The sequence below is a fragment of the Sphingosinicella rhizophila genome (assembly GCF_032378825.1).
Classification (GTDB): Bacteria; Pseudomonadota; Alphaproteobacteria; order Sphingomonadales; family Sphingomonadaceae; genus Allosphingosinicella; species Allosphingosinicella rhizophila.
Window position 1 is genome coordinate 347,486 of sequence record NZ_JAVUPU010000004.1, and the last position, 14,577, is coordinate 362,062.

The window sequence follows — 14,577 nt, forward strand, 5'->3', positions numbered from 1 at the left end:
AATGATTCAGAACGCAAATGACACTGATCCCGAAGCGCTCGCTTTCTCGGCGCTCGTCTGGACGCTGGGCGAGGACAGCCGCGCCCAGCGCCTGCTCGCACTCACCGGCATGACCCCCGACGATTTGCGCGCGCGGATCGGGGAGCCGGCCGTCCTGGCCGCCATCCTGCGCTTCCTCGAAAGCCATGAGCCGGACCTTCTCGCCTGCGCGGAAGCCCTGCATATCCCGCCCACTGCCCTGGTCGACGCGCGCCGGAGCCTGGAACGATGAACAGAGCTTCCGGCAATCGACCGCTGCTGGTCAGCGATTGCGACGAGGTTCTCCTCCACATGATCGGCCATTTCGCCGAATGGGTGAACGAAGCCCATGATTTGAGCTTCCATCTCGAGGCACCGGGTTTCCGCGAGGCGCTGCGCGACCGCGCCGGCAATCCGCTGCCGGAGGACCGGGTCTGGCCCCTTCTCGACGGCTTCTTCGAAAGCGAGATGCACCGGCAGAATGTCGTGCCCGGCGCGGTGGAGGCGCTGGCCGCGATCGCGGCGCAGGCCGACATCGTGATCCTGACCAATATCGGGAACGATTATCATGCCGGACGCGTCGCCCAGCTCGAAGCCTTCGACATTCGCCATCGGGTGCTTTGCAATCGGGGCGGCAAGGGTGGCCCGGTCCTGGAGCTGGTCGAGCAGATGAAGCCGAGCGTGACCGTCTTCATCGACGATTTGTCCGTCCATCACGAATCGGTCGCGAAACATGTCCCCGAAGTCTGGCGGCTGCACATGGTTGCCGAGCCCCGCCTTGCCGCCCACACCCCGCCTGCCGCCCATGCCCATGCGCGGATCGACGATTGGGACCAGGCCCGCAACTGGATACTCGAGCGATTCGCGGCGGGGCCCGCCACCTGACGACGCGTCTCCCGGCCGATCGCGCGATGGCTTTCGTTTCGGCGATGGGTCATGATGAGGCATGACCGGATTGCCCATTCGCCTGCTGATCGCCGCCTGGCTTCTTCTTGCCGCCGCGCCCACGACCGCAGGTCCCGCCGGTACCTATCGCCTGATCGGCGAACAGGATGTCGCTTCGGGCCTGAGGCTCAACGAAGATGGCAGCTTCCAATATTTTCTGAGCGCAGGCGCGCTGGACGAAGAGGCCGAAGGGCGTTGGACGCTCGCCGGCAGGGATCTGCATCTGACCACCGAACCAAAGCCCATTCCACCTTCATTCTCTGCCGGCCCGGTTTCCCTTTCCAATCATGCGCCGCTTCGCCTCAAGGTCGTCTGGCCCGACGGCCGCGGCATCGCAAATGTGGATTTCAGGATCGGATTCGAAAGCGGCGACCCGCTTGTCGCTTATACCCAGGAAGACGGCTGGGCGATGTCCGCCGAGGAAAAGCGCACGCCGCTTTGGATCGAACTGGCGGTTCCGATGCACGCAATAGAATCGAACCGCTTTCTTATCGAGGCTGCCAAGGCGAACGACCTTGTATTCATCCTGACTGCCAACGATCTCGGCAAGGTCGACTTCGGCGCTCTCCGGATGGAGACCGATGGCGACAGGATCCTCCTCCACCGGTTCGGGCAGACGCTGACATATGCGCGGGAGCCATGAGCTTTGGCCCGCTCGCGCACTTGACCCGCCGCGTCCTCCATTGTTTAGCGGCACCATGACCGAAACCATCGCCGCCCGCCTGGCCGGGCTCGACATCGTCCTTCCCGAACCCGCTGCGCCCGTCGCGGCCTATGTGCCCACGGTACAGGTCGGGAACCTTCTCCATATCTCCGGTCAGCTTCCGTTCGACGCCGGGACCCTGATGACCGGCCGGCTCGGCGAGGATCGCGACGTGGCGTTCGGCTACAAGGCGGCGCGGGCCTGCGGCATCATGCTGCTGGCGCAGATCGACAAGGCGCTGGGTGGGCTCGACAGGGTCGAACGGATCGTCAAGCTGGGTGTTTTCGTCACCAGCACCCCCGGCTTCACCGATCAGCCCAAGGTCGCCAATGGCGCGTCCGAGCTTATGGAGCAGGTGTTCGGCGAATGCGGGCGCCACGTGCGCAGCGCGGTCGGAGTTCCAGCCTTGCCCCTGGACGCAGCGGTGGAGATCGACGCGATCGTCGCCGTGAAGTGATGCGAGGATGATTTGGCTTCGAGGCGAACAAGCAGACGTGCCGCGCTCGATCGGCTGATCGCCTTTCCCTTCGCTCACCGGGGACTCCATGGCAGCGGCCGGATCGAGAACAGCCGTGCTGCTTTCGCGGCCGCGATCGAGGCGGGCCATGGTATCGAGCTCGACGTGCAGTCGAGCCGCGACGGCACCGCGTTCGTCTTCCACGATTCCGAACTGGACCGTCTGACCAGCGTCAAAGGCCCGTTCGCCGAGCGATCTGCGGCCGAACTGCAGGCGATGCGCTTGCATGGCGGCGAGACCGTACCGCCACTCACCGAAATCCTCCGGCTGATCGGTGGAAATGCCCCGCTGCTGATCGAGGTGAAAGCGCCCAACCGTGACGTGGCGAGGCTGTGCCTCTCCGTTTTCCGCTCGCTCGAAGCCTATCGCGGGCCTGTCGCCATCATGTCGTTCAATCCCGAGGTCGGGCGCTGGTTCGCCCGCCATGCGCCCCGAATCCTGCGCGGTCTCGTCGTCACCGAAAGCGGCAAGACCGCGCTTCGCGGACGCGTGGAAAGGCAGATCGCCTTGTGGCGCGCGCGGCCCGATTTCCTCGGCTACGACATTCGCGACCTGCCATCTTCCTTCGCCGCCGCGCAACGCCGCCGGGGCCTGCCGACGCTGACCTGGACGGTCAGGAGCGAGGAGGAGCGCGCGCGGGCCGCTCGCCACGCCGACCAGATCATCTACGAGGCGCAAACACCCTCATGAACGCGTCCGACGCGATCATCGCCCGGATCGGCGACGGTGTCGCCAGCTTCGAAGCCGCCGATTGGGACCGCTGCGCCGGCGCCGGCAATCCATTCCTTTCCCACGCCTTCCTCGCCAGCCTGGAAGAGTCGGGAAGCGCGACGGCCCGCACCGGCTGGCAGCCGGTGCCGCTTGCCATCGACGGTCCGGACGGACGCCCCGCCGCATTGATGCCGGCTTATGTGAAGAGCCACAGCCAGGGCGAATATATATTCGATCACGGCTGGGCGGAGGCCTATCAGCGGGCCGGCGGCGCTTATTATCCCAAGCTTCAGATCGCGGTGCCGTTCACGCCCGTTCCCGGCCGCCGGCTGCTGACCGCGGATCCGGACCTGGCGTCCGGCCTGATCGGCGCAGCGGAAGCGCTGGTCCGGCAGAACGGCCTGTCCTCCGCTCACGCCACCTTCATTCATGAAGAGGAAGTGGCCCTGTTCGAGCGCGCCGGCTGGCTGATCCGTTTCGACAGCCAGTTTCACTGGCACAATGACGGCTATCGAAGCTTCGAGGATTTCCTCGGCTCGCTGTCGTCCCGCAAACGCAAGGCCGTGCGCAAGGAAAGGCGGGAAGCGCTGGCGGGCCTGGAGGTCCAACATCTCACCGGCGCCGCCATCACCGAGGCACATTGGGATCATTTCTGGCGCTTCTATCAAGATACGGGCGCCCGCAAATGGGGGCGCCCCTATCTCACCCGCGCCTTCTTTTCACTGATCGGGGAACGGATGGCCGACCGGATCCTGCTGATCTTCGCCCTTTCGGACGGCATACCCGTCGCCGGCGCGCTCAACCTGATCGGTGCCGATACGCTTTACGGCCGCTACTGGGGCGCGACGATCCACGTGCCCCATCTTCACTTCGAAATCTGTTACTATCAAGCGATCGACGCCGCCATAGCCATGGGGCTGCAACATGTGGAGGCCGGCGCCCAGGGTGCCCACAAGCTCAGCCGGGGCTACCGACCGGTCCAAACCTATTCGGCCCATTATCTGGCGGACCCGCGCCTTCGCCGGGCGGTTGCCGATTATCTGGCTGCTGAACGACCCGCCGTGCTCCAGGATATCGAGGCACTGGACGAAATGACGCCCTTCCGCCGCGAATGAGAGGTCAAGCGGCGTGACGCATCGTCGTTTGCGAAAGCCAGGCGCGGGCCTGCCGCTGCGCCTCGGCGATTTCCCGCGCCGACATTTCCTCGGAAATCTCCGCCCGGCACATCTGACCGCGATCGCTGCCGTTGAGCGCCGCCAGATTGAACCATTTATGCGCCTCGATGAGGTCGACCTCGAGGCCGGCGCTTCCCGTCGAATAGGCAACGCCCAATTCGTAGAGCGCGTCGGCATTGCCTCGAGCCGCTTCCGCAAGCCGGCTTTCCATCAGGAAAGTGGCCGATTTCAGACTGTGTCCCACGATAGATACCCCCTTGGTTTCAACTATCGGGAGCAGATTTCGGCTCTTTTCACCAAGAAATGGTTAATGCCGCGATCACCTTTTTCATGCGGGCGGCATGACAGGAAGATTGTCGATAAGCCGCGTGCCGCCGATCCGTGCCGCGGCCAGCAGCCTTGCCGGACTCTCGAGCGCCTGGACGGGCGCGAGCGTCTCAGCGTCGCGAAGCTCGACATAATCGACCGATGAGAATCCCGCCTTCAGCAATTTGTCTCTCGCGGCGGCGAGCGTCGTGCCGATATCGGCCCCCCTTTGCACCGCTGCGGCCGCCTCGCCGAGGCTCCTCGGCAAGATTCGCGCGGCTCGGCGATCCTCTTCGCTGAGATAGGTATTGCGTGAGGACAGAGCGAGCCCGTCGGCATCCCGCTGAGTGGGGATGCCGGCAATCTCCACCTTCATGTCGAGATCACGGACCATGCGGCGGAGGACGACAAGCTGCTGATAGTCCTTCTCGCCGAACAGGACGCTGTCGGGCATCACCTGGTTCAGCAATTTCGCGACGACGGTCGCGACGCCGTCGAAATGTCCCGGCCGGTAGGCGCCGCACAGCCCTTCGCTGATATTTGCGACGTGGATCGAGGTCGAATGGCCGTCAGGATACATGGTAGCCGCGTCGGGCGCCCAAAGGGTAGCACAGCCGGCTTCCTCGAGCATCGCCGCGTCGGTCGCCTCGCGACGAGGATATGCGGCAAGATCCTCGTTCGGTCCGAATTGGGTGGGATTGACGAAGATCGAGGCGACGACATGGTCCGCCCGCAGCTTCGCTTCGGCCACCAATGCCATATGGCCGTCATGGAGGGCGCCCATGGTGGGCACCAGGGCGATGGTGCCGCCGGCGCGAAGCCTTGCGACATTTTCCCTCAACGCTTCGACGTCACGGACTATTTGCACCGCCTGATGGCCTCCGATAGAGCTTGGACGCCGGCCCATGCGGGGCGAGGCCGACAAGATCAAGAGGGACGGACACCAAGAACCATGGCTGGCGCTACGCCCCATTTCATCACATTCGCCAATGAAAAAGGCGGCACCGGCAAATCGACGACCGCTGTCCACAGTGCCGTCGCCCTGGCTGCCGCCGGCCGGCGCGTCGCCGCGCTCGACCTCGACACGCGCCAGCGCACGCTCGGCCGCTATCTGGACAACCGGGCGGCGACGATCGAGCGGACCGGGATCGACCTGCCGATGCCGCTCCACGAAACGTTCGATCCGGACGGCGAAACGCTGGACGCGCAGATCGACAGGCTCGCCGAGGGCGTCGAGATCTTGGTGATCGATACGCCCGGGCGCGACGATCCTTTTGCGCGGCAGGCGATGCTCCGTGCCGATACCCTGGTCACCCCGATCAACGACAGCTTCGTCGATCTCGACCTGATCGGACAGGTCGATCCGGAGACATACAAGATCCGTCGGCCGAGCTTCTATGCCGAGCTGGTCTGGAACAGCCGCACCCAGCGCGCCAAAACCCATGGCGCAAGTGTCGACTGGGTGGTGCTGCGCAACCGGCTGCAGCATGTGGAGGCCCGCAACATGCGTCGTGTCGGCGCCGCGCTGGAGGAATTGTCCCGTCGGGTCGGCTTCCGGGTCATTCCGGGCCTTGGCGAGCGCGTCATCTATCGCGAGCTCTTCCCCAAGGGACTGACCCTGCTCGATCTCGCCCAGCTTGGCGAAGTGGGCATCGCCCATATCGCCGCTCGGCAAGAGTTGAGGGAGATGATCGCCGGATTCGGGATTCCGGATGGGGCCGCTCCCGAAATGGAACCCCGCACCGCCATGGCGAGCTAGAAATCCAGCGCGATGGGACCCCTCCTGCTGATTGCCGCGGGCGTGACCGTATGGGCGTGGTGGACCGGCCGGCTCAAGGGCTTCACTTATGAAGACGGCGTCGCGGTCGGGATCTTCCTGCTCGGCCTGCGCCTGATGACCACCGGCAAAATCCTTCCGGGCGCACTCCTGATGGCCGGTGCGATCTTCTGGGCCGCCTATCGCCGCAAGCGCACGGCCGTACCGACGATGCCCGTGGACGATGCGCGCCGGCTGCTCGGCGTTGGGCCGAATGCGAGCCTCGCCGAAATCCGGGACGCGCATCGGCGTCTCATTACGAAGGTGCATCCCGACGCTGGCGGCTCTGCCGAGCTCGCGAACCGCGTCAATGCGGCGCGCGACACTTTGGTCGCCGAAATGAACCGCAGGACGCCTCGCGCGTCTTGAAGTTTCCACCCGACTGCCGGAGCCATCGATGACCCATCGCTTTCACCCGACCACCCTGCGCGAATATGACATCAGGGGAATAATCGGTGAGACGCTCGGAGAGCCGGATGCGGAGGCGATCGGCCGCAGCTTTGCGACACTGGTTCGCCGTGCCGGCGGAACCCGCGTCGCCGTCGGCCGGGATGGCCGCGAAAGCTCTCCGATCCTGGAACGGGCCCTGGTCCAAGGGCTGACGAGGAGCGGCGTCGACGTGGTCCGCATCGGCCTGGGGCCTACGCCGATGCTCTATTATGCAGAGGCGGAATTGGAGGTGGATGGCGGCATCATGATCACCGGCAGTCACAATCCCTCCAATTATAACGGTTTCAAGATGGTGCTGCAGAACAACGCCTTTTTCGGCGAGGACATTCAGACCCTCGGCACCATGGCCGCCGAAGGCGATTGGGAGAAAGGCGAAGGCGAGATCGGCAATGCGGACGTCATGGATCTCTATGTCGACCGGCTGCTGCGCAATTTCGACGGCGCCGGTTTCCGGATCGGCTGGGATGCGGGCAATGGCGCTGCGGGTCCTGTGGTCGAGAGGCTGGTCCGGCGGCTGCCCGGCGAGCATCATCTGCTCTACACCGACGTCGACAGCGCCTTCCCCAATCATCATCCGGACCCGACCGACGAGGCAAACCTTGCCGATCTCAAGGCTCTCGTCGCCGAAAAGAAGCTGGATTTCGGCGTTGCGTTCGATGGTGACGGGGATCGGATCGGCGCGGTCGATGGCGAAGGCCGGACGATCTGGGGGGACCAGCTCCTCTCCATACTCGCCGAACCCGTGCTCGAAGATCTTCCCGGCGCGACCATCATCGCCGACGTGAAGGCAAGCCAGGCGCTCTACGACCGGATCGCCGAGCTGGGTGGTGCGCCATTGATGTGGAAGACCGGGCACAGTCTGATCAAGTCGAAGATGAAGGAGACGGGCGCGCCGCTCGCCGGCGAGATGAGCGGCCATATCTTCTTCGCCCATGATTATTACGGTTTCGACGACGCACTCTATTCGGCGGTGCGGCTGATCCGTGCCGTCACCCGCCTCGGCGGCTCGCTTACCGCGCTTCGATCGGCCATGCCGGCGATGATCAACACGCCGGAGATGCGCTTTCAGGTCGACGAGAGCCGCAAATTCGCCGTTGTGGACGAAGTGCTGGCGCGGCTCGAGGCCGATGGCGCCGAGGTCGACCGGACCGATGGCGCCCGGGTCAACACGGAGGATGGCTGGTGGCTGCTCCGCGCTTCCAACACGCAGGACGTGCTGGTCGCCCGCGCCGAAGCCAAGGACGACGCCGGCCTCGCGCGCTTGATGGAGCAGATCGATGCACAGCTCGCCCTTTCCGGCCTGAAGCGCGGCCCGCAGGCTGCCCATTGACCCGGGACCTCCATCTCGAGGCGCTCGCTTATTGCATTTTATGGGTGGCACTTGCCGTGTTCGGATGGGATCGACTCGGCCTGAAGGCGGGGCTCGCGCTCTCGGTCGGCCTGTTCGTTATAATCATGCCGACCAGCGCACTCATCCTGAGCCGCACCGGCAAGTTCGGCCTGGAACGCGCTGCGAGATGGGGAATCCTCCTCGTCAGCGCACTGGTGCTCGCCTCGTTTTTGGACTTGGCCTAGGGATTTGCTCCCAAGCTTTGGTGGTGCATTTTCAGCGGCAATTGAAGAATGCACTGTGGACATACTCCATGGGAGCGCCACGCGACTGAGGTCGTTCGTCGAACCATCTCACAGAATCAAGAGAGCCTGAGGACACCGACGGGGCAAAGCCGACGGCTCGCCCGAAGAGGTTTGCCCTGAAGTTCAATCATCCTCATCCTCGCGGCCGACGAGGTGGAGTTCCCGCGCCTTGATCTGGTGCAGCGCACACCAATGTTTCAGCGCATCCTCGCGGCCGTGGGTGATCCAGACTTCACGCGGAGCGATCTCGACGATGGTCCTGGTCAATTCGTCCCAATCGGCATGGTCGGACAGGATCAAGGGCAGCTCCACATTGCGCTGGCGCGCCCGCTGACGGATGCGCATCCATCCCGACGCCATGGCCGTGATCGGATCCGGCAGGCGGCGGGACCAGCGATCGTTGAGCGCCCCGGGTGGCGCGATCACGATCTTTCCCTTGAGCTCTTCCTTTTTCGCATCGGTGGCGGGCCGCAGGTCGCCAAGCGCGACGCCTTGCTCGCGGTAGAGATCGCAAAGCCGCTGCAGGGCGCCGTGGATGTAGATGGGATCCTGGTGGCCTCGGCAGCGCAGCTCCATGATCACGCGCTGCGCCTTGCCCAGGGCATAGGCACCGACAAGCACGCATCGGTCGGGATTTTCGTGCAGGCGCAGCAGCAGCCGGTCGATCTCGCTTGCGGTCTCGGGATGGCGGAAGACCGGCAGGCCGAATGTCGCCTCGGTGATGAAGATATCGCAAGGGACAGGCTCGAACGGCGCGCAGGTGGGGTCGGCGCGGCGCTTATAGTCGCCCGACACCACCACACGTTCATCATTATGTTCGATGACGATCTGGGCGGATCCGAGGACGTGGCCGGCGGGAACGAAGGTCAATGCGACATTGCCCAAGTGCACCGTTTCGCCATAAGCGACCGGACGCCCCCCTTCCTGAGGGCCGTAACGGCAGGCCATGATCGCGAGCGTCTCGGGCGTCGCCCAGACCTGACCGTGGCCGCCGCGCGCATGGTCGCTGTGGCCGTGGGTCACCAGCGCGCGCGGGCTGGGGCGGCTCGGATCGACCCAGGCATCGGCCGGCTTTATGTAAATGCCTTCGGGAAAAGGCTCGATCCAGGAACCGAGACGGGTCATTGAGAGCTATATGGTTGAAACCTGCGCATGTTCCAGCGCGGGACGACGACAGGGAAGGAGCGGATGATGGATATGGGCGGATTGAGCTGGGCCTTGATGAACATAATCGGACCGCTGCTTCTGGCGGTGGTGCTCGCCTGGGTGCTGCTGCGCAACCGCAAGCCCCGTGCCGACGAAGTCGACCGCACCGAGAAGGCCACCCACGACCTCTATGACGAGGAGGAAGCCACGCGGCGCCGCGAGGATGACGGCGTCGCCTGACCTGCCGCGGTGACGGCCTTGCCGGAGGGTCTGCCGCCGATCGTCGCCGACTGGTTCGCAGCCAAGGGCTGGTCGCCGCGGCGCCATCAGCTCGAAATGCTGGAGGCGGCACGGGCAGGCCGCCACACGTTGCTGGTGGCGCCGACCGGGGCCGGCAAGACCCTGGCCGGCTTCATCGCCTCGCTGGCCGATCTGGTCGAACGACCGGCCGAAGGCCTCCATACGCTCTACGTATCCCCGCTGAAGGCGCTGGCGGTCGACGTCCAGCGCAACCTGCTGACGCCGATCGAGGAAATGGGGCTGGCGATCAGGGTCGAGACCCGTACCGGCGATACCCCTTCCGATCGCAAGGCGCGCCAACGCGTGCGGCCGCCGCAGATCCTGCTGACGACGCCGGAATCGCTGAGCCTGTTGCTCAGTCACGAGGATAGCGGCCTGCTGTTCGGCGGATTGCGTACGCTGGTGATCGACGAGGTGCACGCCTTCGCCGCCGGCAAGCGGGGCGACCTGCTCTCGCTCGCCATGGCAAGGCTGCAGCGGCTCGCACCGCGGATGCGCCGGGTGGCGCTTTCGGCGACGATCTCCGACCCGGAAGCCTATCAGGGCTGGCTTGCGCCGCATGCCGATATCGAGGCGGTCGACGTCGTGATCGGCGATCCGGGCGCCGAGGCGGACATATCGATCATGCTGCCCGAGGACGAACGCATTCCCTGGTCCGGCCATAGCGGACGCTGGGCGACGCAGAGCGTCATGCGGGAAATCGAACGGCACAAGACCAGCCTCGTCTTCTGCAATACGCGAAGCCTCGCCGAGTTGATCTTCCAGGACCTGTGGACGGTCAACGAGCAGCATCTCCCGATCGGCATCCACCACGGTTCGCTCTCACGCGAGGCAAGGCGCAAGGTCGAATCAGCGATGGCCGCAGGGCGACTGCGCGGCCTCGTCTGTACCGCCAGCCTGGATCTCGGCGTCGATTGGGGCGATGTCGACCTGGTCATCCAGATGGGCGCGCCAAAAGGGTCGTCCCGCCTGCTCCAGCGCATCGGTCGTGCCAATCACCGGCTCGATGAGGCCTCGCAAGCTATCCTCGTGCCCGGCAACCGTTTCGAATATCTCGAAGCCCGCGCCGCCCTCGACGCCATCGAGCAAGGCGAGCTGGATCCTGAAATCTTCCGGCCCGGTGCGCTCGACGTGCTCGCCCAGCATATCATGGCCGCCGCCTGCGCCGCTCCCTTCCGTGAAGAGGAGATGCTGGACGAGGTCCGTTCGGCAGCGCCCTATGCGGCCCTCTCGGAAGAGCTTTTCGGCCAGGTCCTGAATTATATCGAGAACGGTGGGTACGCTCTCAAGGCCTATGACCGGTTCAAGAGATTGACCCGCAGCCCGGAGGGTCTCTGGCGCGTCTCCCATCCCCGCTTCATCCAGCAGCATCGGATGAATGCCGGCATAATCGTCGACGCCCCCCTGCTCGACGTCCGCTTCCGCAACGGCCGCAAGCTGGGCACGGTCGAGGAATATTTCGCCTCGACCCTGAGCCGGGGCGATACATTCTTCTTCGCCGGATTGGTTCTGGAAGTGGAAAAGATCGACGGCACCGACTTGTTCGTCAGGGCGACCAGCAAATCGGCCCGCATACCGACTTATGTCGGCGCGCGAATGGCGATGACCACCAACCTTGCCGACCGGGTCCGCCAATTCCTTCACGACCGCACGCAATGGCCGCGCTTCCCCGACGATGTGCGGGAATGGCTGGAGGTACAGGATTACCGTTCCGTCCTGCCGCGCCCCGACCAGCTGCTGGTCGAGACATTCCCGCACGAGCATCGCCATTACATGGTCGCCTACAGCTTCGAAGGTTGGAACGCCCACCAGTCGCTCGGGATGCTGATCACCCGGCGCATGGAAAGCGCCGGCTTGAAGCCGCTTGGATTCGTCGCCAACGATTATGCGCTCGCCTGCTACGGCCTCGAGCCGGTCGCCGATCCCGCCGCCCTGTTTTCACCTGACATACTGGAAAATGAGTTCGTCGAATGGGTGCAGGGCTCGAACCTGCTGAAGCGCGCCTTTCGTGAAGTGGCGGTGATCGGCGGGCTGGTCGAGCGCCATCATCCCGGCAAGCGCAAGTCGGGCAAGCAGGTCACCTTTTCCACCGATCTCATCTATGATGTGCTTCGGCGATACGAGCCCGACCATCTGCTGCTGAAGGCAGCCTGGCAGGACGCGCGCCAGCGCATGACCGACGTTGGCCGCCTCGCCCGGCTGCTCGACCGGGCTCAGGGGGTGATGCTTCACGTCGCGCTGGATCGCGTCTCGCCGATGGCGGTGCCGGTGCTCGTCATCATCGGCCGCGAACGCACGGCCACGGGAACAGTCGACGATCAATTGCTGATCGAGGCAGAAAGCTTGGCGGAGGTCGCGATGCGGCGGGATTGAGGCGCTTGTCGGAGGTCCGCCCCATTCTGGCTGTGACAGATTTTTTTCGTGACTGTGGTAAAAAGGGCAAGCGGCCCTGCGCTAACCATTCGGCGCGGCGGAAATCCTTCACTCTGCAGCAATTGGCCCGTTGCAAGCCCCTCCAAAAAGCCCGGTCCGGCTGAAAGGTCATGAAACTCTTCCAACTTCATGATCGTTGGCACCTCAAGTCTGTCGAAAGGAGCCGGAGTTATGGCAACGACTATCTTGGAAGCGCGGGGCGGTTGCATTGTCCCAAATGCCGCTGAACGCGGATATCATATCGTATATCGCGACCATGAAACCAATTATTGCCCCGGCTGTGGCCGGACCCACTGGTATATCGGCCGGACAATGGCGGAATGCGCATTCTGTGCAACCGCATTGCCGCTGGAGAATACCAGCCTCGTGGCCGGCGGCCACATGGTGCGCACCATCCGCCGCGCGCCGACGGACCAACCAGAACATGCCTATGCCGCCTGAGGAAGGATGAGGCATCTTCGTTCCGCCGCCGGAAGGCGGCGGAACGACGTGCCGCCGGCGCTTTAAGCCTCCGTTGACCTTGCCTGGTCTATTGCGATCGGATGGGCGGGAGCAACTTCCTCTTCGGGAGCCTGATGCTGGCGGGAATCGCCATACTCGGCACCCAACTCGGCAAGCCGCAGGCGACGGTCTCGCCGCTGCACCCGGCCGTCGCCGAGAAGCCTGAAGCCAAGCGAATGTTGCGCGAGGTACCTGGCGGCTTGGCGATTGATCGCGGCGCCGACAGGCATTTCTACGCAAATGCTCTGGTCAACGGCGTCGAAATAAGATTCATGATCGATACAGGCGCCTCGACCATCGTGCTGACTGGCGAAGATGCGCGGCGGGCTGGGCTCGGAACCGGAGAGTATAGCGCGAGGGCGATCGGGGCCGGCGGCGAGCTGCGACTGATGCCGGTTCGCCTGGCTCGCCTGTCGGCGGGACCGCTGGTGGCCGAATCCGTGCCTGCGATGGTCGCAGAACAAGGTCGCCTGCCAGTGTCTTTGCTCGGGCAGACTTTTCTCGACCAGTTCGAAAGCGTCGCGATCGAAGGCGACACGATGATATTGCGTTAAAACATGTCTCAAATTTATGGCTCAGCCTGCAGAGTCGGGCGGCCGGGGATCAATGCTGCACTCTGCGCCGGACCGGCACGTTCACGTTGCAGATATCGACCCCACCCGCCGGGCGTCCGAAAAATTCGCCCCCGCGATTGGCGCGGCCGGTCACATAGTGGCTGAAGGACGGACTGTCGGATCGTAGGACTTCATAGGCCGGGCGCTCGGCTGCCGGCATGTCGGCGGCCAGACGCGCATGGACGATCGGCACATATTGGCTCTCCTCCTTGTACAGGCCAAGCGCCTCCGTGCCGCGCGGGCGCGCCGACAATGCGTCCATGCCGTCTATCACCCTGCCGACAAGGGCGATGTTGAGATCGAGGTGGCGCGGGGCATGGCCGATCACCGCGTAAAGTTCGCTGCCGGTGCCGGTATCGGGAGCCAAGTCCCGCGAGACGCCGACCGCGCCGTAACAATGGGTCAGCCATGCTCTGCCCTGTTCCGGGTCATAGCCGATCGGCCAGCTGTCGGCGTGGCCGACCATAGGCGCATAGCTGTCGGGAAAACCGAGGGGACGGATGGCGAGGCCGGTGAGCGGACGATGATATTCCGGGGGCGGCAGTCGGACGACCCCGCCCGGCAATGCCCTTTCCTTGCCCTCACCTATGCCCCATTGCGCGACATAATTATCCTGCATCCGATAAATGGCGCTACCCGTCCACCAACCGGCGCGCGCGAAGGCGCGAACATTGGCGACGTGAATGGGCGCGAATTCCCGGCTGAGCTCGATCGCCACCCGTCTGCCGTCCTTCAGATCGATGATGAGCAGGTCTTCCGGGGCGATGGCGCGCCAGGCAGCCGGCGGTGCGGCCTCGACGACCCGCACAGGCTCGGGCGCACCCATGACCGGCGCCGGCCGCCAGAAAATATGGCGTGCGGACGGCTCAGGCAGTCCGCTGCCGCCTTGCCCGGCGGCACAGGAGGTCAGCAGCAAGGCTGCGGCGGCGGTGAAGCGCATTAACTCCCCTCTAAGAAGGTCAGATCCGGTCATAGAGCGGTCCGGACGCAAAGTCTCCCCGGTGGCCGACGGCGCTGCCGCAAGCCGGGATCGGGCGCGAGGGCTATAATTTGATCTTCTGCGTTCGCCGGCGGCCCATCGCTCGGTCGTGACGGCGCTGCCGGCGCTGATGGACAACGACAGCCAGGAGCGGGAATAGCAAGACCGCGCCAAGTGCCGTCGCCATTATCGTCAAATCTTCCATTCGGCCCACCTCGTGCCCGACCACTAATCAGCACTGCGACCAGGGTCATCAGGAAAAGTAGCGAGAAAAGGCCAGAAAAATGGGCAGCGAGGGCGCAGGGAATCGCTGGCCTTTGCGGCGCCG

Annotated in this window: 18 protein-coding genes; 14 read left to right on the top strand and 4 right to left on the bottom strand. The window is 64.5% G+C overall.

What is annotated here, in order from left to right:
* Position 1: 1 nt before the first annotated feature.
* From RQX22_RS10260 to RQX22_RS10285, 6 genes are all read left to right on the top strand, one after another.
* A complete protein-coding gene (locus tag RQX22_RS10260; RefSeq protein WP_315726133.1) occupies positions 2-271 on the top strand; it encodes a DUF3572 domain-containing protein in 270 nt (89 codons plus the stop codon).
* Positions 268-903 carry an HAD family hydrolase gene (locus RQX22_RS10265; protein WP_315726135.1) on the top strand — a complete coding sequence of 212 codons (636 nt, stop codon included), beginning with the start codon at positions 268-270 and terminating at the stop codon, positions 901-903. The genes RQX22_RS10260 and RQX22_RS10265 overlap by 4 nt, the downstream gene beginning before the upstream one ends.
* 61 nt (positions 904-964) lie before the next feature.
* The gene (locus RQX22_RS10270; protein WP_315726137.1) at positions 965-1,606 is read left to right on the top strand and encodes a hypothetical protein; all 642 of its coding nucleotides are present in this window, start codon (positions 965-967) and stop codon (positions 1,604-1,606) included.
* A 55-nt stretch (positions 1,607-1,661) separates the two neighbouring features.
* Positions 1,662-2,123, top strand: a complete 462-nt coding sequence (locus RQX22_RS10275) for a RidA family protein (RefSeq protein WP_315726138.1) — start codon at positions 1,662-1,664, stop codon at positions 2,121-2,123.
* 12 nt (positions 2,124-2,135) lie between these two features.
* Complete coding sequence (locus tag RQX22_RS10280) at positions 2,136-2,873, top strand: glycerophosphodiester phosphodiesterase family protein (RefSeq protein ID WP_315726140.1); 738 nt, start codon at positions 2,136-2,138, stop codon at positions 2,871-2,873.
* Complete coding sequence (locus RQX22_RS10285; RefSeq protein ID WP_315726142.1) at positions 2,870-4,009, top strand: GNAT family N-acetyltransferase; 1,140 nt, start codon at positions 2,870-2,872, stop codon at positions 4,007-4,009. The genes RQX22_RS10280 and RQX22_RS10285 overlap by 4 nt, the downstream gene beginning before the upstream one ends.
* A gap of 4 nt (positions 4,010-4,013) precedes the next feature.
* On the opposite strand, the gene RQX22_RS10290 is transcribed toward RQX22_RS10285, so the two are convergent.
* The gene (locus tag RQX22_RS10290; RefSeq protein WP_315726144.1) at positions 4,014-4,313 is read right to left on the bottom strand and encodes an SEL1-like repeat protein; all 300 of its coding nucleotides are present in this window, start codon (positions 4,311-4,313) and stop codon (positions 4,014-4,016) included.
* Between the two features lie 84 nt (positions 4,314-4,397).
* The gene (gene panC, locus RQX22_RS10295) at positions 4,398-5,243 is read right to left on the bottom strand and encodes a pantoate--beta-alanine ligase (RefSeq protein ID WP_315726146.1); all 846 of its coding nucleotides are present in this window, start codon (positions 5,241-5,243) and stop codon (positions 4,398-4,400) included.
* 84 nt (positions 5,244-5,327) lie between these two features.
* Here panC and RQX22_RS10300 point away from each other — a divergent pair, with 84 nt between their 5' ends.
* Genes RQX22_RS10300 through RQX22_RS10315 form a run of 4 tightly spaced genes read left to right on the top strand, consistent with a single transcriptional unit; the run spans position 5,328 to position 8,216 of the window.
* On the top strand, positions 5,328-6,134 hold the full coding sequence (locus RQX22_RS10300; RefSeq protein ID WP_315726148.1) for a division plane positioning ATPase MipZ: 807 nt from the start codon (positions 5,328-5,330) through the stop codon (positions 6,132-6,134).
* 42 nt (positions 6,135-6,176) lie between these two features.
* Positions 6,177-6,560: a J domain-containing protein gene (locus RQX22_RS10305; RefSeq protein WP_315726150.1), complete on the top strand. Its 384-nt coding sequence runs from the start codon at positions 6,177-6,179 to the stop codon at positions 6,558-6,560.
* Between the two features lie 28 nt (positions 6,561-6,588).
* The gene (gene pgmG / locus RQX22_RS10310) at positions 6,589-7,971 is read left to right on the top strand and encodes a phosphoglucomutase/phosphomannomutase PgmG (protein ID WP_315726152.1); all 1,383 of its coding nucleotides are present in this window, start codon (positions 6,589-6,591) and stop codon (positions 7,969-7,971) included.
* Entirely contained in the window at positions 7,968-8,216 is a 249-nt protein-coding gene (locus RQX22_RS10315; RefSeq protein ID WP_315726154.1) for a hypothetical protein, read from the top strand. The genes pgmG and RQX22_RS10315 overlap by 4 nt, the downstream gene beginning before the upstream one ends.
* A gap of 183 nt (positions 8,217-8,399) precedes the next feature.
* On the opposite strand, the gene RQX22_RS10320 is transcribed toward RQX22_RS10315, so the two are convergent.
* The gene (locus RQX22_RS10320; RefSeq protein ID WP_315726156.1) at positions 8,400-9,401 is read right to left on the bottom strand and encodes a ligase-associated DNA damage response exonuclease; all 1,002 of its coding nucleotides are present in this window, start codon (positions 9,399-9,401) and stop codon (positions 8,400-8,402) included.
* Positions 9,402-9,464: 63 nt separating this feature from the next.
* On the opposite strand from RQX22_RS10320, the gene RQX22_RS10325 reads away from it, so the two are divergent.
* From RQX22_RS10325 to RQX22_RS10340, 4 genes are all read left to right on the top strand, one after another.
* Positions 9,465-9,662 (top strand): hypothetical protein, encoded by a 198-nt coding sequence (locus RQX22_RS10325; protein ID WP_315726157.1) that lies wholly within the window; start codon positions 9,465-9,467, stop codon positions 9,660-9,662.
* An 18-nt stretch (positions 9,663-9,680) separates the two neighbouring features.
* A complete protein-coding gene (locus RQX22_RS10330; protein ID WP_315726301.1) occupies positions 9,681-12,095 on the top strand; it encodes a ligase-associated DNA damage response DEXH box helicase in 2,415 nt (804 codons plus the stop codon).
* Positions 12,096-12,326: 231 nt separating this feature from the next.
* Positions 12,327-12,596, top strand: coding sequence for a hypothetical protein (locus RQX22_RS10335; protein WP_315726159.1), 270 nt, complete (start codon positions 12,327-12,329; stop codon positions 12,594-12,596).
* A gap of 101 nt (positions 12,597-12,697) precedes the next feature.
* On the top strand, positions 12,698-13,210 hold the full coding sequence (locus RQX22_RS10340; protein ID WP_315726161.1) for a TIGR02281 family clan AA aspartic protease: 513 nt from the start codon (positions 12,698-12,700) through the stop codon (positions 13,208-13,210).
* A 49-nt stretch (positions 13,211-13,259) separates the two neighbouring features.
* Here the strand turns inward: RQX22_RS10340 and RQX22_RS10345 are convergent, their stop codons facing one another.
* A complete protein-coding gene (locus RQX22_RS10345) occupies positions 13,260-14,210 on the bottom strand; it encodes a peptidylprolyl isomerase (protein WP_315726163.1) in 951 nt (316 codons plus the stop codon).
* Between the last annotated feature and the right edge of the window lie 367 nt (positions 14,211-14,577).